Source organism: Galenea microaerophila (assembly GCF_054657255.1).
On sequence record NZ_BAAHWZ010000001.1, the window covers coordinates 48,619 to 66,896 of the forward strand.

General features: G+C 39.5%; 14 protein-coding genes and 1 tRNA gene. 11 read left to right on the top strand and 4 right to left on the bottom strand.

From position 1 onward, the window contains the following. Positions 1–4: 4 nt before the first annotated feature. The 11 genes from ACYQ05_RS00250 to glnE all read left to right on the top strand — a co-directional run bounded on the left by ACYQ05_RS00250 (position 5) and on the right by glnE (position 14,222). Positions 5–331: a DUF2818 family protein gene (locus ACYQ05_RS00250; protein WP_459817445.1), complete on the top strand. Its 327-nt coding sequence runs from the start codon at positions 5–7 to the stop codon at positions 329–331. A 61-nt stretch (positions 332–392) separates the two neighbouring features. After that, positions 393–469 (top strand) — tRNA-Met (locus ACYQ05_RS00255). A gap of 134 nt (positions 470–603) precedes the next feature. Further along, positions 604–2,013 (top strand): ExeA family protein, encoded by a 1,410-nt coding sequence (locus ACYQ05_RS00260; protein ID WP_459817446.1) that lies wholly within the window; start codon positions 604–606, stop codon positions 2,011–2,013. A 65-nt stretch (positions 2,014–2,078) separates the two neighbouring features. After that, a complete protein-coding gene (mshL, locus tag ACYQ05_RS00265) occupies positions 2,079–3,731 on the top strand; it encodes a pilus (MSHA type) biogenesis protein MshL (RefSeq protein ID WP_459817447.1) in 1,653 nt (550 codons plus the stop codon). Between the two features lie 8 nt (positions 3,732–3,739). After that, positions 3,740–5,752 (top strand): tetratricopeptide repeat protein, encoded by a 2,013-nt coding sequence (locus ACYQ05_RS00270; RefSeq protein ID WP_459817448.1) that lies wholly within the window; start codon positions 3,740–3,742, stop codon positions 5,750–5,752. Then, on the top strand, positions 5,753–7,429 hold the full coding sequence (locus tag ACYQ05_RS00275) for a GspE/PulE family protein (protein ID WP_459817449.1): 1,677 nt from the start codon (positions 5,753–5,755) through the stop codon (positions 7,427–7,429). After that, the gene (locus tag ACYQ05_RS00280) at positions 7,429–8,628 is read left to right on the top strand and encodes a type II secretion system F family protein (RefSeq protein ID WP_459817450.1); all 1,200 of its coding nucleotides are present in this window, start codon (positions 7,429–7,431) and stop codon (positions 8,626–8,628) included. Before ACYQ05_RS00275 ends, ACYQ05_RS00280 begins: the two co-directional genes overlap by 1 nt. After that, positions 8,629–10,182, top strand: coding sequence for a hypothetical protein (locus tag ACYQ05_RS00285; RefSeq protein WP_459817451.1), 1,554 nt, complete (start codon positions 8,629–8,631; stop codon positions 10,180–10,182). Continuing rightward, positions 10,179–10,856 carry a hypothetical protein gene (locus tag ACYQ05_RS00290; RefSeq protein WP_459817452.1) on the top strand — a complete coding sequence of 226 codons (678 nt, stop codon included), beginning with the start codon at positions 10,179–10,181 and terminating at the stop codon, positions 10,854–10,856. The genes ACYQ05_RS00285 and ACYQ05_RS00290 overlap by 4 nt, the downstream gene beginning before the upstream one ends. Continuing rightward, on the top strand, positions 10,853–11,407 hold the full coding sequence (locus tag ACYQ05_RS00295; protein ID WP_459817453.1) for a hypothetical protein: 555 nt from the start codon (positions 10,853–10,855) through the stop codon (positions 11,405–11,407). Before ACYQ05_RS00290 ends, ACYQ05_RS00295 begins: the two co-directional genes overlap by 4 nt. A gap of 10 nt (positions 11,408–11,417) precedes the next feature. Beyond that, positions 11,418–14,222 (top strand): bifunctional [glutamate--ammonia ligase]-adenylyl-L-tyrosine phosphorylase/[glutamate--ammonia-ligase] adenylyltransferase, encoded by a 2,805-nt coding sequence (gene glnE / locus ACYQ05_RS00300; protein ID WP_459817454.1) that lies wholly within the window; start codon positions 11,418–11,420, stop codon positions 14,220–14,222. Between the two features lie 62 nt (positions 14,223–14,284). Here the strand turns inward: glnE and pstB are convergent, their stop codons facing one another. The 4 genes from pstB to pstS form a co-directional block, all read right to left on the bottom strand. Continuing rightward, positions 14,285–15,070, bottom strand: coding sequence for a phosphate ABC transporter ATP-binding protein PstB (pstB, locus tag ACYQ05_RS00305; protein ID WP_459817455.1), 786 nt, complete (start codon positions 15,068–15,070; stop codon positions 14,285–14,287). Beyond that, on the bottom strand, positions 15,071–15,883 hold the full coding sequence (gene pstA / locus ACYQ05_RS00310; RefSeq protein ID WP_459817456.1) for a phosphate ABC transporter permease PstA: 813 nt from the start codon (positions 15,881–15,883) through the stop codon (positions 15,071–15,073). Continuing rightward, complete coding sequence (gene pstC / locus ACYQ05_RS00315; RefSeq protein ID WP_459817457.1) at positions 15,880–16,965, bottom strand: phosphate ABC transporter permease subunit PstC; 1,086 nt, start codon at positions 16,963–16,965, stop codon at positions 15,880–15,882. The genes pstA and pstC overlap by 4 nt, the downstream gene beginning before the upstream one ends. 212 nt (positions 16,966–17,177) lie before the next feature. Then, entirely contained in the window at positions 17,178–18,167 is a 990-nt protein-coding gene (gene pstS, locus ACYQ05_RS00320; RefSeq protein WP_459817458.1) for a phosphate ABC transporter substrate-binding protein PstS, read from the bottom strand. Between the last annotated feature and the right edge of the window lie 111 nt (positions 18,168–18,278).

An 18,278-nucleotide genomic window follows, 5' to 3' on the forward strand; every position in this document is an offset into this window, starting at 1 on the left:
TCCCATGAATCTTGAACTCGCAGTGAATATATTACTGATTACGGCCATTGTATTGGCCAATATCCCCTTCATAGTAAAGGATAAACTGTTTTTGTTGGTGCCGGTCAGCAACAAATCAATTTGGCTTACCTTAACCGAATGGTTCATTTATTATTTTTTAATGGGGGTTTTTGCTTATCTACTTGAATTAAAAGCCATGGGCAATGTTCATCCTCAGGGCTGGGAATTTTATACTGTGACTCTATTTATGTTCATGATTTTTGCTTTTCCTGGGTTTATCTACCGCTATAATTTAACGAGTTTTATCAGTCGTCACAAAACGAACAGTTAAAAGCTTCAAAATCCCCTTGCATTTTTCGAAAAATTCTCTATAATACGCTTTATCAAATTGACGCGGGGTGGAGCAGCTTGGTAGCTCGTCGGGCTCATAACCCGAAGGTCGTTGGTTCAAATCCAGCCCCCGCTACCAGATTTTTAATTAATGCAATTCAGCCTTAATTTATCAAGTCTAAAAAGCCTCTTTATGAGGTTTTTTTTACTTTCTCTTGCAATTAATTCTCAATTCAGCCATAATCTTAAAAAATATGCGGCTGGGTCTCATAAATGTACGAACGTTTTTTTGGCTTAAAAAAAGCCCCTTTCAAACTTTCCTTCGATTTAGAATTGTTCTTTGAATATGGTGATCGTAATCAAGTCGTAGATGCTTTGGTCTATTCCATTCAACGCGGCGATCCAATTGTTAAGGTGATCGGAGATGTGGGTTGTGGGAAAACCACTATTTTACGTAAAGTACTCAAACTCATTTCCAATTCAAAATTTCATATTATTCACATCTATTTTCCTAGTTTATCAACTAAAGATTTACTTTTTCTTCTTTGTAAAGAATTAAATATTTCTTTAAATGAGCATGCTGAAAAATATCAGGTGATAGATTTAATTGAGCAAAAGTTGCTTCAGTTCAATCTAGAAGGCCATAGAGTGCTGCTTATGATTGATGAAGCCCAAGTAATGCCTGTGGATACCTTAGAAGAATTAAGAATGCTTTCAAATTTAGAAACCGATACAGATAAGTTGCTGCAAATAGTCTTATTTGGGCAGCCTGAATTTGATAAGACACTAGAAATTCCCCAGTTGAGACAATTTCAAAGTCGCATATCCTATGAAATTTATCTCAAACCACTGGATTGTCAAGAGGTATGGCATTATTTAAATTATAGAATGCAGCGAGCAGGTTATGTGGGTGAACCTGTATTTTCCAAACAGATTGCCTGTAAAATTCAGAAACTGACCGGTGGGCTTCCTCGACAAATTAATCTGTTGGCAGATAAGTTGTTGATGAGTGCATTTAATCATCATGACAAAGTCATTAAAAATAAACACCTTAAAGAAGTTTTGCCTAGCGGAAAAGTTCATTTTAAATATTTGGCTGTAACAGTCTTTTTGATACTGGTTATTGGGAGTACCGCTTATTTTTCTGTTGATAAATTTGATTTATTAGCACAAGAACCACAGCCTCAACTAAAAGATGTACAAGAACCTAACCAATTAGAAAATAGTCAAAAAGATGAAACTAATTCAGTTATTGAAGAAAAAAAGAATATCGAGCTCAAAAATACGAAATTTGAAATATTTGCTCAGGCTTTAGGGGTGACGATTGATCAAGCAAAGCCCATTGTTAAGCTTCTGCAGCAAACGGATCAAAAAATTAAACAGATGACGAAGTATCAGTATACCATTCAACTCATGGTCGGGCCGATTGATGCACTGGATAAAGCTTATCAACGAACTCAAAAATTACTTCCGAAACAGTATAAAGATTTATTAATCCCTTTAATAGATATTGAAAAAAAACGTTTTATTTTATTATTAAGCTACAATGATGATATCTCAAAATTAAAAAATATTATTAATCATCTCCCTCGTGAATTGATTAAATCTGGTCCATTTGTTATGCCAATATCTAAATATCAGAAGATATATCAACAATCAGGACAGGTGTTGAATAAGTATTAATTATTTCACAGAGTTATGACAGAAGTGTGTTAAAATTAATTTATCAAATGGAATTGAGTTTATTTATGAAATTGAAGTTTTTAAGCAGAGTAGTTGGCGTCATCATTTTAACGTTACTTCTCATTTCGTGTGCTTCTCAGCCGAAAACAAAATTGGACGGTGCTCATCTTCATCAAGAAGAGACGCCAGAAGAAAAGGGGTTAAAATTTGCTCCTCCACCGAAACCCGTTTCGTTTCGGCCTATTTTGCCGAAACCGATAAAGTTGAAAAAGCAGAAGTTGTATAGTGTTTCAGCCATTAATGTACCTGTTAAAAAACTTTTATATAAATTGGCAGCGGATGCGAACCGTCAATTAAGCCTTTCACAAGAGGTTCAGGGTAATGTCACCCTTATTGTGAAGGATAAGTCGTTAGATTTTATTGTTAAACATATTGCTGAACAGGTTGGTGCCAACTATCAAGTCACCCCTCAAATAATAAAAATCTATCCTGATCGCCCTTATTGGCAAACCTATCGCGTAGATTATGTGAATTTGTTAAAGAAAACTCAGGATGACAGCCTTTTGAATATGTCAATTGGAAAGCTTGATATTGCCAGTGGTTCGGATTCAATTAGTCAAGGGAATCAATCATCCGTATCCGTGGAGACTTTAAATGATTTTTGGGGGACTTTGCACAAAAATATTAAAGTTTTGTTAGGGACTGAAGAGAATTCTAAATCCTCTCAGCCATCAGACAACACTGATAGTGGGCAGAATGCAACGGCCGGCCAGGTTGATCAATCTGTTGTTAGCCATGTACTCATCAATAAGGAGGCAGGTCTGCTGAGCGTTTACGCAACAACTAAAAAGCAGGCGCAGATTAAGCGTTTTTTAGATCAGGTTTTTACACGAGCGAATAAGCAGGTTCTGATTGAGGCTACGGTGGTAGAGGTTGAGTTATCTGATCGTTATCAAGCAGGGATTGATTGGTCATTATTAAATAGCTTGACTCATGGAGAGCTAAGAGATGCGAGTTTTGTTGGAACAAACTTATCGACAGATCCTTTATTTTCCATTAACTTAGTCAGTAAAAATGGCGGTTTTAACTTTAATTTGGGGTTAAAGATGCTTCAACAATTTGGTAAAACTAAAGTGTTGTCTAGCCCTAAAATTATGACCATGAATAACCAAATGGCACTGTTAAAGGTGGTTGATAATGAAGTCTATTTTACTATTCAAGCAGAAGTGTCTGAGGATACCACGAGTACTGGCGGTACGACATCGACCACCACTTATACCAGTGAAGTGCATACGGTTCCCGTTGGCTTTATGATGAGCGTGATACCCTTTGTGTCTGATAATGATTCTATTTCTTTAAATATTCGGCCGACACTTTCGAGAATTCTACGTTATGTGGATGACCCCAACCCAGACTTAGGAAATGTCCCGAGTAAAATACCAGTGATTCAAGAAAGAGAGATGTCTTCTGTTTTGCGATTGCAAGATAAGCAGACGGCGATTATTGGTGGTTTAATCCAGAATTCAACTGATAAAAATAATTCTGGTGTGCCATTGTTAAAAGATATCCCAGGGATAGGGAATCTATTTAAATATCGGGATGATACGACAAGTAAGACTGAGCTCGTTGTTTTTATTCGACCTCGAATTATCCGCAATCCAGATGTCAATTTTGGTGATTTAAATTCATTAAAACGTTTTTTGCCTAAAGCTGAGTAGGTTGTTGGATGAGTAATTTATTAGAGGCTTTAAAAAAAGCACAAGCAGAAAAGCTATCCTTCAATGGGGATGAAGATCAATCTCCACAACAAGAAAAGCAAACAAAAACATCAACGATTGCAGAAGAAGACTTGGTGTTATTGTTAAATAAAACAGATGAGGCAAAAATAAATAAGACCGTATCGTTAGATGATTCTGAGCCAAAATTAACGCAAAAAACGGACATTGAACGCTCAATGGAAGCAACTTCCAATCCTGAACGTGATCTAAATCGTGATGAATTAAACAATCAAGCGCAGACTGAAGATGAGATAACTAATTTGACCTTTGATCAAAATACCCCCTCTTTTTCATTGAGTTTTTTGGAAGAAGGTCCAGCTGGGAAAAATGACCAAGATTCTTCCATCGAAGTGTCTGAATTAGAAAAGCCTTCTTCTATGGAGGAACTTCATTTAACCTCTTTAGCAGATGAAGTTTTGGACGAATCTGCGATGGAAACGACAGAACCGACAGCAAAGTCAAAAAAAACATCTCATCAAGGACTGGAAACGCCAGAGCTCCAGTTAAAGGCTGAAGAAAATCTGGAGACAGCTCCTGTTGATCAGACTGAGGAAGTACCACAAAAAGAAGTTGAAGAAGCTGAAAAAGAAGATGTAAAAAAAGTTGAAAATATCGCTCAACAGCTAGATCTGTCAACAGATGAACCAGTAAAAGAAGAGCGTTTAAATGCTCATAATAAAGAATCTATGGATAATGAGCAAAAAACAACGCAAACATCAAATCAAACAAATAAACAAGAATCAGACTCTAGCTATGATTGGAGCTTAAGTCAAATTCCAGGTTTTGAAATGGAGACCAAAAGCTCAAATTCAGATAATAATCAGAATAATAAAGATAATAAAAATAATGAATCTGAAGAGAGTAAAAATTATGTTTCATTGCTGCAAAAAAGTCAGCAAATGAAGCCGGGAAAAAAACGTGGTCCTTTAAACAAGGCGCTTTTATTTCTATTGTTTGCGATAACAATTCTCCTGATGGTAGCTTATTTTGTATGGGAATATCTTAAAAATATTCAAACACAAACTAATTTAGAGGTGATGACCTATCAAAATAAATTAAATGAGATTGCATCTGAAACAAAAGTTAAGGCACCTGTAGCGATGCCCAACAATCAAAAAACAAATGTTTCAGCTTCAACCCCTTTACAGGAAGCTACCCCAACTAAAAAAGTCATCCCTTCTCAACAGCAGGCAAAAGGAAAAAGCACACCTGAAAAACCTAAAGTGATAAAGAACAAAAAGATAGAGTCAAAGGCAAAGATAATAAAACAAGAACCCTTATCAAAAACGCCTCAGATCAAAAAAGAGAATCAAAAAACAACGAAAAATCTTTCAAATGCTCAAGAACAAGTGCAGATTCAATCAAAAACGGAGAAAGATTTAAGGCTCCAAGCCTATGAGGCCTTTCAACAGGGAGATTATGCGCAATCACAACAACTTTATCGCAAAGCCGCTTTAAAGTATCCGAGGGATATTAATGTTTGGTTAGGCTTGGGCGCCACTAGTTTAGCACTGGGTGAAAATGAAGCGGCCCTTAAGTATTATCAGCAAGCCTTGAAGTTGGGTTCAACGAACTTCGATGCAAACAAAGCGGTGGCGATGTTAACCTCTCAGAAAGATCAAAATTGGTTAATGCAAGTTAAGAATCTATGGCTGAGTGCCCCCAATGATCCTGATATTAATTTTATGTTGGGAAGCTACTATGCTCAGAAGGAAGATTGGTTACAGGCTAAAAAATACTTTAAGGCTGCTGCGTCCATCTCCCCAAACGCACCGGAGATTGTATTAAATTATGCGGTCGCTTTAGATCATCTTGGAGATTATGTAGAGGCAATCCGCTATTATCAAAAAGCACTGGCATTAAAAAGTTACCAAGATTCACTTATTAGTCAAGAAAGTATTAAAAAACGCATTCAATTATTACAGCAGTTTTTAGCAAAAACGTCGAAAGAGAGTCAATAGATGCGTTTAGGTGATCGATTAGTTCATGAAGGTTATATTACTCAAGATGAGTTAAGAATTGCCCTGACGGAACAGCGCCGTACCGGTAAGAAATTAGGCGAAGTCTTAATTGAGCTGGGCTTCATGGATGAAGAAACGGCGCGTAAAGTTATCGGAGATGTTGTTGGTTACTCCTCGGTTTCTTTACGCGGGATTGTACCTGATCCAAAAGCTTTAGCCTTAATTCCAGAGCCTTTTGCTCGAGCAAATTTGGTGTTACCGATTAGCCTAATTGATAATGTGCTTAAGGTCGCAATGTCAAATCCCGACGATATTATCTTATTGGATAAAATTCGTCGTCAGATTCAATCTTCTGCCATTCAAATTCAACCACTTTTAGCCACTGAAAATGAAATTTTAGAAGCTATTGACCGTTATTATGGGTATGAGTTATCCATTGAAGGGATTTTAAAAGAGTTAGAAACGGGTGAAATAGATTTACGTGCTATTTCGAATGAAAATGAATATTCCCAGCCTATTGTTCGCTTAGTGGATGGGCTCTTAACCGAAGCCGTGAAAATGGGGGCTTCTGATGTTCACTTTGAGCCGGAAGAAAAGTTTTTTCGGGTGCGCTATCGGGTTGATGGTATTTTAAAACAAGTCCATCTATTTCATAAGATGATTTGGCCAGGTGTACTGGTGCGCCTAAAGGTCCTCTCAAATTTAGACCTCACTGAACAAAGAAAACCACAAGATGGTCGTATGGATCTGATTGTTCATGGTCGTCAAATTAATTTTCGGGTTTCCTCATTGCCTTGTACCCATGGAGAAAACTTTGTTCTTCGTATCTTAGACAAAGAGAAGGGCATTATTCCTTTAGATCAATTGGGGTTAGATTCACATAGTCTGCGTGAACTTCGTCTAATGATGGCACGTCCTGTTGGCATTCTTTTGGTGACGGGGCCTACGGGTTCTGGGAAAACTACTACGCTCTACTCTATGTTAAATGAGTTGAATGAAGAGTCGGTCAATATTATGACACTGGAAGACCCTGTGGAATATCCCATGGGTTTAATACGCCAAACGGCGGTTAACGAAGAGGTTGGCTTAACTTTTGCTTCGGGAATAAGGTCTTTATTACGTCAGGATCCAGATATTATTTTGGTGGGGGAGATTCGAGATGGAGAAACGGCAGAAATGGCTTTTCGAGCCTCTATGACAGGTCATCAGGTGTTTTCGACCTTGCATGCCAACTCTGCTTTAGGGGCTTTACCGCGGTTATTAGATATTGGCATTTCCCGATCGATTCTTAGTGGTAATATCATTGGTATTGTTGCACAACGCCTGGCAAGAAGATTGTGTGTTCATTGTAAGCAGCCTTATGAGGCAAGCGGCCTTGAAAAGAAAGTGCTTGGTATTCCTCCAGAACAGCCGTTGACACTATATAAAGCAGTCGGTTGTGAGGTGTGTAACGGTCAAGGTTACAAAGGACGATTAGCCATCTTGGAGACCTTACGAATGACAGAGAAACTGGATGAACTGATTTTAAATGGCGCTTCTATGCATGAAATTCAGGAGGAAGCCATAAAAGAAGGTTTCTCTACAATGTTACAAAGTGCTTTAAGATGGGTAAAACAGGGCGAAACCACCTTGGATGCAATCAGCCGAGTGGTGGATTTAACAGAATTGGTTAGGTAATGGAAAAATATGTTTATACAGGCATCAACCAGTTTGGAAGGCGCATACAAGGGGAGATGCCAGCGGCTAATCCAAGAGATTTAGAGCAGCGCTTATTGTCTAACAAAATTGAATTAATCACTTATAAGCTTCAAAAAAAAGGATTTAAATTAACCAGAACGTCGATTAAAACACAAGACCTCATTACCTTAACCAGTGAGTTGAGAATGTTGCTAGAAGCGGGCGTTCCTTTAATGTCAGTGATTGATGATGAACGGCAAAACTATCCAAATGATGCTGTTCGGGAAATGATGGCTTCAGTATATGAAAGTATGGAAGGGGGTGAGAGCTTTTCCCAGGCATTGGAGCCTTATCGGGCTTTATTTGGTGATGTGTATCTCTCTTTGGTGAGCGTTGGTGAAAAAACCGGTCAGCTTGATAAGGTTTTAGCAGATTTAGAGTCCATGATGACTTGGCAACAAGCCCTGATCTCAAAGGCCAAAAAGATCATGATCTATCCCTCTATTGTCGGGGTTGTGATCATATTGGTGATCATTTTAATGATGGTTTTTGTTGTTCCCCAAATTATAAGTTTTGTTAAAGAGATGCAAGGGGAGCTGGGGTTTGCAACGAAGTCTTTGATTGCCACTTCGAATTTTGTTCAACATCACATTGTGGAAATTCTTTTGACACCGATTTTGTTATTTTTCGGCGTGAAATGGGCTAAACAAAAAATCCCTAGTTTTAGTCGTTGGTTGGATGAACATTTACTCAAAATAAAACTAATTGGCCCCATTATTTATAAACTCAAGTTGGCACGTATGGCAAACACTTTAGCGACAATGAGTCGGGCAGGGGTCGGTTTTCTAGATTCATTGGAGTTGAGTAAAAAAGTTGTAAACAATGACTTTATGGAAAATCAAATTACAGTGTCACGGCAATTAATTGCAGATGGTCGTCATATTTATGAGGCTTTTACGGTGACAGAATTAATGCCGGCCATGGCCTTACGTATTATTAAGGCGGGAGAAGAAAGCGGTAAAATGGATCAAGCTTTAGAAAACATCAGTCGAATTTATGATAAGCAGGCAAAAGATTTGATAGAAAAAATTGAACCAGCTATAGAACCTGCATTAACGGTCATTATGGCTGTTTTAGTCGGTTGGGTCATGATCGCCGTATTGGGTCCTGTGTATGATACGATTTCGAAGGTTCAATAAATGAAACGAACTCTCTATATTCATGATGAAGGGGTTTTTCTTTATGACCCTAAACTCAATTCTACTGATAAAACGCCTTTTTTTTCTTGGGCGCATTTTGAAGCGCTGAAGCAGCTCTTAGCTGAGGTGGATAAATCAGATCCGCTCTTTTTGATTCTGGATGTGGTGGATGAAGATCTAAGTACAGAATGGAAGCCTAAACTATTTCCTTGGGAGAAAAAGAGGTATTTACAGTTAGAGCAACAAAGAGCAAGTCGTGAAGGTGTATTTTTAGCACACTTTGAGTGGATGGGTATCACGCGCAAGAATAATTATGACGTGAAAGAAGAGTTGCTTTTTAAATCGGTCATTTTTAAAAATGAACGTATTATGGCGTTACTGGAGCTCATTGAGTCATTAGAATTACCTCTGAGAAAAATTTATTCTATTTCCTATCTTATTGATGTATGGTTTAAAAGAAATCTGTATTCGAAAATTAACTTATCTAAGCATCAATTAAAGAAGCCTTTCTTTTTGTTGGTTCGTCTTTCTAAGCACCGTTTTCGACAGCTTTTTTATCTAAATGGGGTTTTAAGAATAAGTCGGGCTTTAACGGTGGATAGTCAGCTTGAATCAGAAACCGCTATTCAAGCTGCAGTGATGCAAGAAAGTAGTGCGGCTTTAAAATATCTCTATAATAAAAAAATTGTTCCATACAATAGTTCGGTTTCTATGGTGATTGTAGAGGATTTTCAAGGGGAGGAAGATAAGCAAGCTAAATGGGAATGTTTTTATAAAGAGTTCTATGTGAATTCTACTTGGGAAGAGAAAGAATGGTTTCTTCGAGTATATAACTTTTTATTGAAAAAAAATAAAACAATCCCCAATGATCAAACTGGACAATGGGTATTCGTCCAATTTGCGATTAGAAGTGCACAGCCGACTTATTATCATTACCCCTATCTAGAGCAGGTTTTGAATAATAGACGTATGACCTACGGCGTCTATGGAAGCTTAGTCAGTGTATTATCTTTTATTTTATTCTATGGCTTGTATCAAGGTATTACGTTTTATGTTACCCAGCAAAAAATAATCAGCTATCAGCAGCAAATTGTTGCTTATCAGAAGGTAAAAAATCTACTACAAAATCAATTTCGACTCCCTTATGATTCAAGGGACTTGAAAGCCGTCGCTGATTTTTCTCAAGCCTTTTTACATCTTAAGAAAAATCAAAATGCTGGCATCAATTGGCTGCCGATTATGCAAGTCTTGGACAATGCCCCACACATTAAACTGCAAGGGGTCGCTTGGCGGGTCAAAGGAAAAATCGATAGTGACGTATACGAAGTTAAGCTCTTAGGTTTGGTTTTCCCTTTTAAGGAGCGTTTTGAGTTACCGACGCAATGGGTGGATCAATTTGTGCAAGCATTAAAAGCAGTGCCAAATATGGTAGAGGTTAAACTTGTAAAAGAGCCTTTAAATCGTAATTTAAAGGAGCCACTCACTATAAAGAGAGATGAAGGCAGAGAAGTTCAGGCGCTACCATTTGTGGTTTTATTACAGGTTAAGCGATGAAGAGTGAAGAATACTTTAAAAAAAATCTTAAAAAACCGGCTTTGCTGACGTTGATTTTGTTTCTGCTGGCGGGCTTAGAATTTTATGCTTTCTCTAAAGTTAAACAGCAGCAGAGTCAACAGTTTATGCAAACAAAACAAAAGTTAGATGGCCTAGTGCGTCAATTGGAGTATTTGCGAGAGCAATATACGCTTTATCATAAATATGGTCCACAATACCAGAAGTTAGTTAAACAAGGCATGACGCAGAAACAAGATCGGGTTTTGTGGACAGATATTTTATTGCAAGCATCCGAACGTTATGTGATCAATAAGTGGATGGTGCAATTTGAACCGCAAAAAGAAATTAAACAGGCTGAGCTTCAGCAGCTTAAGCTGACTTCCCCTGTTTTTTACCAAACAAGAGTGAATATGGTAGGAGGCGCTCAGTCTGATTTAGATATTTTTGCCATACTTGAGGATATTTCACGTCAGATTTCTCCATTTTATTTATTAAAAGAGTGTCAGATTGAAAGGATAAATGGTGGCCGTAATCAAGAAACAGAACCGTTAGTCTTTAGTCTTGAACGATCGAATTTTAATTTTCGTTGTGCATTAATTTTTGTAAATGCTCAACCTAAACCCTATCAAGCCGAGTCTCAGTCAAAGCAGAAGATTGAAAGGGATATCCCGTGAAGCGCTCTGAATTTTTTTTGAATATAAGATCGTCTCTCATTAAACAAGTGGGTTTGATGTTCATTGTGGGCTTTATCTGTTTGTGGAGCATGATTGTTTCAGCGGAGACGAACATTAATGAGGGCGCCTTAATCCTTGAAAAAATGTCATCGCATAAATGGCTATTATTACCTGAGCAGCGGCAAAAGATAGAACACGAACGAGAAAAGCATTTAAAGTCACTATTGAAATCAGAAAATGAAGTAACAACAACTGCTTCGGTAAAGAAAAAAATACATCATAAGCCAGTTCGCTATTTTTTGCGTTCAGTCATTATAGATTCTGATGGAAAAGCGCAGATTCAGTTAAATAGTCGTTGGTACAAATCAGAAAATTCCCCTATCCCTTTTAAGATTGATCCCACTCATCCTGCACTGATACAAGTGACGATAGGAAACCGGATATGGAAAGTACCTGTCGGAAGCACACTTATACTAGATAAACATTTGGGAGGGCTTCTCATTCAACCGCTTTCAAAGGTCGATATTAAGACTTCCACTCAATCACCATAGGTTCTCTGTCATGCCTGAAGTTGTCATTTCTCCTTTTATTGAGCGTATTCAGCAACGATATTTTGAATTGTTAACGCCTTCACAACTGCAAAAGCCACTTCCTGCAGCAGATTTGATTAAAACAGACGTGGAAGATGCAGTACATTCTGCAACATCGATAACAGAATTGAAAAAAAAATTACGCCAACAGAGAAATCTATATTTAGCAAAAATTGCTTATCAGGATTTAACCGGTACTACTGCAACGCCAACAATTTTAAAAGCGTTATCTGCCCTAGCGGATGCGTTAATTCAAGCAGCTTATCAGTGGCTGTATGAAAATTTTTCCCAACGTTATGGGATCCCAATGGGAGAGGAAAGCGGTGAACCCCAGCAATTGATTATTTTAGGCATGGGAAAGTTAGGCGGGCAAGAGCTCAATTTTTCTTCTGATATTGACCTCATTTTTGTCTATCCTGAGACAGGATCGACAGCGGGAAAAAATGCGATCAGCAATGAACTGTTTTTCACGCGCTTAGGTCAGGCTTTTAATCAAGTAATGACAGAAGTGACCGAAGATGGATTTGTCTATCGTGTTGATATGCGCCTACGTCCCTTTGGGCAAACGGGACCCTTAGTCTCAAGTTTTAATGCTTTAGAAATATATTATCAGCGTCATGGTCGTGCATGGGAGCGTTATGCCGCTTTAAAGGCGCGCCCCATTACCGGAGATAGCGCATCCATTGATCAGCTTTTTCGGCAAATTATCCAGCCCTTTGTCTATCGCCGATATACTGATTTCTCGGCGATTGAAGCGATTCGAGAACTCAAGCGATTGATTCGGCAAGATGTTCAAAAAAAAGGGCGCGATCAAAATATTAAACTCGGAGAAGGGGGGATTCGCGAAGCAGAATTTGTGGTGCAAGCTTTTCAACTGATCTATGGTGGGCGCATGCCCCGCTTACAAACGCAATCCTTTTTGCAAGCGTTGCAAGCCATTCTTGTGGAAGGTTTTATGGATGAAGAAGATGGTGCTCTTTTTAGAGAAGCGTATCTCTATCTGCGGAGAGTTGAAAACCTTTTGCAAGAATGGAATGATCAACAGACACAAATTTTGCCTACAGATGCACAGCAACAACAATTTCTAGCTGAAAGGATGGGACATTCTGATTATGCCAGCTTTTTACTTGAATTGGGGTTGCAAAGAAGCGTGGTGCAGCAACAATTTTCGCTGGTATTTGAAGATACGGATTCGTCAGCCACCCAAAATACGGATCAGGCCGATCAATCTACCTTTTTGTGGATTGAACAACTATTATCGGACGTTGATCAGGATGATGAGGATGACCTAGAAGCTGTAGAACAAGGTTTGGCGGCTCTGGGATGGCAAGCAGCGGATAGAGATAAGGCGATTGAGGTTTTAAACCGGTTTAAACAAAGCCGGGCTTTTAAGTATGCCAGTGCTGAATCAATTGAACGTTTAAAAGTGGTTTTGCCTCAACTGCTGCAAAAAGTGGTTGAACAATCACAGCCTATTGTTTCATTAGAGCGGGTATTAAGTGTTTTAGAAACCATTTTACAGCGCAGTATCTATCTGGTGTTAATGCAGGAGAATCCACAGACCATTCAGAATTTAGTAGTTGTCTGTGCGGCCAGTCCATGGCTCACACAACAGTTGGCCAAAACGCCGGCCTTATTAGATCAGTTGATTGAAGCTGAAACTTTGGCGCAATTGCCAAATGCGCAAGTGTTAAAACAGGAAGCGATGGAGATTGCCCTTCACGCGATCCATGACGAGGCTGGTTCGGTTGCTTTAGATGAAGAACTTTTTATGAATCAAATTCGTCTGTGGAAACATCGGCAGGTCTTTAAGGTGGCCGTTGCTGATATAGAGCAACTCGTGCCGGTGATGCAGGTTAGTGATCATCTGACTTGGATTGCCGAAGCGGCGTTGAATGCTTGTGTTCATTTTGCTTCAGTCTGGATGCGGCAAAGATCTGGGCTGCCTGGTGGCTTAACTGATCCAGACTTTAATCCCTTTATGGTCATCGGCTATGGCAAACTGGGGGGCATAGAGTTGGGCTATGGCTCGGATTTAGATCTGGTGATGCTCTATCACGGTGTGTCGCCTTCTGAACGCTCAACGGGTGCTCAGGCATTGGAAAATAGCCTTTATTTTTTACGGCTTGGGCAAAAATTGATTGCCTTAATGACCACATTGATGCCTACCGGTAAGCTCTATGAGGTGGATACGCGTTTACGACCCAATGGCAAAAGTGGTTTAATGGTGACGGACTTTGACAGTTATCAAGCCTATATTGAAAAAAAAGCTTGGGTATGGGAGCATCAAGCATTAGTTCGTGCACGTCCGGTTTGGGGTGTGTGCAGCAATAATCAAGCATTTAACCAGTTTAGGGCGCAGTTTTTACAGCAACCACGAGATAAAGAGACGATCCGTCAAGCCGTGACAGAAATGCTGAATAAGATGCGTAAAGCCTTGGATAAGAGTGACGCACAGCAGTTGGACTTAAAATATGGTGAAGGGGGGATCGTTGAGATTGAGTTTCTGGTGCAATATCTTGTTTTGGTTAATGCGCATACCTGCCCAAGTCTCACCTTATGGACAGATAATATACGCTTAATGCAGGAAATGGAACAAAATTCGGTACTGTCTGGGAATGCTGTCAAAGTACTCAGAGAGGCTTATCAACGCTATCGAGAATGTTATCATCGTAAAGCATTACAGAATGCAAAAACCATTGTGCCTAAGCAGGATTTTATGCAGGAGACGCAAGCCGTGCATGAGATCTGGATTAAAATTATGGGAAATGGATAGGAAGATTGTCAGAAGAGATGAGGCTTTGCCTGAATAGGCAAAGCGAGGATGTTAAGAAAACCTTAACCAAATTTACCGGTAATATAGTCTTCAGTCTGTTTTTCTGATGGATTGGTAAAGATGGTATCTGTGGTGTCATATTCAATTAATTCACCTAGATACATAAAGGCTGTGTAGTCAGAAATTCGAGAAGCTTGTTGCATATTATGAGTCACAATGGTAATGGTGTAATGCTCTTTGAGTTCAAAAATCATCTCTTCAATCGCCAAGGTGGAAAGTGGATCCAGCGCAGAAGTGGGCTCATCAAAGAGGATGACTTCAGGTTTCAGCGCGACCACGCGTGCAATACAGAGACGTTGTTGCTGTCCACCGGAAAGTCCACGCGCATCATCATTTAACCGATCTTTAACCTCATCCCACAAGGCTACATCTTTAAGGGATTTCTCCACTTTTTCTTGAAGCACGGTTTTATTCTTTTCACCCTGAAGACGAAGGCCATAAGCAATATTTTCAAATATGGTCATTGGAAAAGGGGTGGGTTTTTGAAATACCATGCCAACGGTTTGCCGTAGCCAAATGAATTCATTTTCTTTTTTCAGTTTCAAAATGTCAGTTGATCCCTTTTCAGGCGTATTGAGAAGGATTTTTCCTTCATATTTATTGCCAGGATAAAGGTCGTGAATTCGGTTCATGCTGCGTAAAAGGGTAGATTTTCCACAGCCACTGGGGCCGATTAGAGCGGTGACTTTTTTCGTTTCAATCGGCAAATTGATATGACGAAGAGAGGGCTCTGGCGCACCTCTATAGGTGAAGCTAAAGTCCTGAATGTCCATTTTTAACTGATTCATTTATTTTACCTTTTTTTCCTTAATCAAAAAACGGCCTAAGAGATTAAGTCCTAATACCATTAATGTGAGTACCAGTGCAGCAGCCCAAGCTAAAGAGACCAGCTTAGCGTCTGGCATGGTGGCTAAATTATAGATGGAGACCGTCATAGAGGGATAAGTTTCATTGAGATTCGTTACCATATAAATGGTTGAACCACTGGTGTAGAGTAGGGGGGCGGTTTCACCCACAATACGAGCAAAGGCAAGGATGAGTCCTGTCATAATCCCTACCTTTGCTGCACGGATAATAATATGCATGGTGACATGATATTTTGAAGCACCGATCGCCATCCCCGCTTCTCTTAATTCAGTCGGGACGAGGCTGAGCATATCATCAGTGGTGCGGACCACAATGGGTAACATCATGACAAAGAGCGCAGCGACACCTGCCCACCCGAAGGTATGCCCCATGGGGATAACCATAATAGCGTAGATAAAGGTTCCGATGACAATGGAGGGTGCAGACATCATCACATCACTCAGGTCACGGATAAAATCTGCAAATTTGGTATGGTTGCCATACTCTTGTAAATAAATCCCAGCTAAAACGCCAATTGGAATCCCAAAAAGGGTCGCTAATCCGGCTAAGACAAATTGTCCCCAAATCAAATTGCGAATGCCATTTTCGACCAAATCATGCGTGAATATATAGGGGGTTAAGGATTCAGAACCTTTTCCAATCAGAGTGACCAGTATCCAACCTAGAAAGAAGAGGCCTAATAAACCGGTAAAAGTTGAAAGGAGTATGAAAATTTTGTTGATTAAGAGCCTCATAATTTTTGTCTCCGTAAGAAGTAGCGTTTAGCCGCAAAAATAATAATAAAGCTCACTACAAATAAGAGCAAAGCCAGATAGAACAGAGCATTTAAACTGAGCCCGCTTGATTCAGAAAAGTTATTTGCTAATACCACAGGAATAGAGTTTGTCGGATCCGTAATTGAATGGGCAAATTCAAAGACGCCACCAATCACGAAGGCAACAGCCATAGTCTCACCTAAGGCACGCCCGAGAGAAATGATCATAGAACCTAAAATCCCTGCTTTGGCATAGGGGAAGATAATGTCTTTAGTCACTTCAAATTTCGTAGCGCCTATCGCATAGGCTGATTCTTTAAGTACATCGGGTGTGGTGTTAATCGCATCTCGGCTGAGCGCTGCCATAAAGGGGATAATCATGACCCCTAATGTCAGTCCTGCCACCAATAAAGAAACGCTGTGGCCACCAAAAATAGAGGCGATAAAAGGGCCAAAATAAAACAGTGCCCACATGCCATAAATGATACTGGGAATCGCAGCCAGCAACTCTACTGCTATGCCGATGGGACCCACAAGTTTTTCATGTGCAATTTCTGATAGGAAGACGGCGATCCCCATGGCGATTGGAATGGCAAATAGCATTGCGATGGCGGTACTGAAAATGGTTCCGACAATGGGAACGGCGCCACCATAAACGGTTTCTGTATGGCCTTTTGTTGGATGGTAATTGGTATCTGTACTCCCATGTTCATCTTCCATGGGAATATTATCTTCATTGTCCATAGGAATGTAATCTTCACCGTCCATTGGAATACCTTCATCCATGTAAACATCATCGACAGCGGGGACAGAGCTTTCATCCAGGGACTCTTTAGATGTCTCTGTTTTGTCTGTAGTTTGGGATAAAGTATCTGGTTTTTTAACCGGCTCAGGCGCGTCAACTTGTACTTCAACATTCCAGCGAGGGTCGATAATAAAATAGGCGCCAAATTTTTCGATCGCTGGCTTAGCCGTAAGATAGAGAACGGTCACGATCGCTATCAAGACAATCAGTAAGAAGGTCGCACTTGATAGAGAGAGAAATCTAAATATTTTTTCCATGGGTTCTACAACTTTTAGGTTAAATAATCATTAGTTTATATAAGGTGTCTCAACGTAATTGAGCGCAATTATGATAGAGACGCATTATATAAAATAATGCGGCATTTAACCGATTTGTATACTCAAAAAGGTTAATTGCCGCTACAAGCATTAGTGCAGATAACCTCAGTTCACTCTCAGAGGAGTGAACTGAAGATCCTTAAGAAAAAGGCTTATTTTAGACCTTTTTCAGCCCAGTATTTTTCAATTTTTGCGACAACAGGCTTAGGAAGTGGAACATATCCTAATTTAGCCGCAGTTTCTGGATGCTTGTATGCAAAGTCATAGAACTCTGCAACATGCTTTTTGTTGGCTTTATCTTTCGGCACTAGGACAAAAGTTGCTGTCATAATTGGATATCCTTTTTTAGGATATTGAATGTTTGCATAGAAGTCTTTTTTAGGATCTAGATCAGCATACTGTGCACCGATTGCAAAAGATTTAGGGGTAGGGGCAACAAATTTATGCTCTTTGTTTTCAATAATAGCCATATCTAGGTTGTTTGAAACAGCATCAGCATAATCAACATACCCTATAGAGTATGGGTTAGTTTTGATGGCAGTTGAAACACCGAAGTTACCTTTACCCGCGATACGGTTTGGAGCAGGCCAGTTAAGGGCTTTTTTAGCGCCATAGTGTGTACGCCAAACAGAGTTCATTTTAGAGAGGTAATAAGTGAAGCCAAAAGTGGTTCCTGACTTATCTGAACGGTGGACAAAAAGAACTTTTTTATGTGGAAGGTTCGCATCAGGGTTGACTTCTTTTAATGCAGGGGCATCCCAATATTGGATGTTGCCTAGCACAATACCTGAAATGGCACGCTCTGAAAGTTTAAGGTTTTTAACACCAGGAACATTGTAGGCAAAAGTAATGGCACCAATTGCAATTGGGAATTGAGTTAATTTATATTTTGCTAAGGTACGAGGTGTCAGTGGTTTGTCTGTACCACCAAAGTCAACTTGATGCAGTTTAGCCGCCTTGATTCCAGCACCAGAACCAGTTGGTGAATAGTTTACTTTGTTTCCAGTCTTTTCATAAAAATCTTTTGCCCATGCTTTGTTAGCAGGGTATTGGAAAGATGAACCTGTCCCTTCAATTGTCCAAGCCATCGCTGAAGTTGAAACTGCAGCGGTCACAAGACCAGCAATCAGTGTTTTTTTCATGAGTCGTATCTCCTAAGATAAAAAAATTGGAAGTTCCTTATTGAACTCAAAGGTTATTGTAGGGAGGAAATATGACAACTTTGTTAAAAAGAGACCTTTGCACGAGATGGT

Coding starts and splice junctions, on each gene's coding strand:
- pstB (WP_459817455.1), bottom strand. CDS start 15,070: ATGAATCAGTTAAAAATGGACATTCAGGACTTTAGCTTCACCTATAGA.
- ACYQ05_RS00275 (WP_459817449.1), top strand. CDS start 5,753: ATGCGTTTAGGTGATCGATTAGTTCATGAAGGTTATATTACTCAAGAT.
- ACYQ05_RS00250 (WP_459817445.1), top strand. CDS start 5: ATGAATCTTGAACTCGCAGTGAATATATTACTGATTACGGCCATTGTA.
- ACYQ05_RS00260 (WP_459817446.1), top strand. CDS start 604: ATGTACGAACGTTTTTTTGGCTTAAAAAAAGCCCCTTTCAAACTTTCC.
- ACYQ05_RS00270 (WP_459817448.1), top strand. CDS start 3,740: ATGAGTAATTTATTAGAGGCTTTAAAAAAAGCACAAGCAGAAAAGCTA.
- glnE (WP_459817454.1), top strand. CDS start 11,418: ATGCCTGAAGTTGTCATTTCTCCTTTTATTGAGCGTATTCAGCAACGA.
- ACYQ05_RS00290 (WP_459817452.1), top strand. CDS start 10,179: ATGAAGAGTGAAGAATACTTTAAAAAAAATCTTAAAAAACCGGCTTTG.
- ACYQ05_RS00285 (WP_459817451.1), top strand. CDS start 8,629: ATGAAACGAACTCTCTATATTCATGATGAAGGGGTTTTTCTTTATGAC.
- pstS (WP_459817458.1), bottom strand. CDS start 18,167: ATGAAAAAAACACTGATTGCTGGTCTTGTGACCGCTGCAGTTTCAACT.
- mshL (WP_459817447.1), top strand. CDS start 2,079: ATGAAATTGAAGTTTTTAAGCAGAGTAGTTGGCGTCATCATTTTAACG.
- ACYQ05_RS00280 (WP_459817450.1), top strand. CDS start 7,429: ATGGAAAAATATGTTTATACAGGCATCAACCAGTTTGGAAGGCGCATA.
- pstC (WP_459817457.1), bottom strand. CDS start 16,965: ATGGAAAAAATATTTAGATTTCTCTCTCTATCAAGTGCGACCTTCTTA.
- pstA (WP_459817456.1), bottom strand. CDS start 15,883: ATGAGGCTCTTAATCAACAAAATTTTCATACTCCTTTCAACTTTTACC.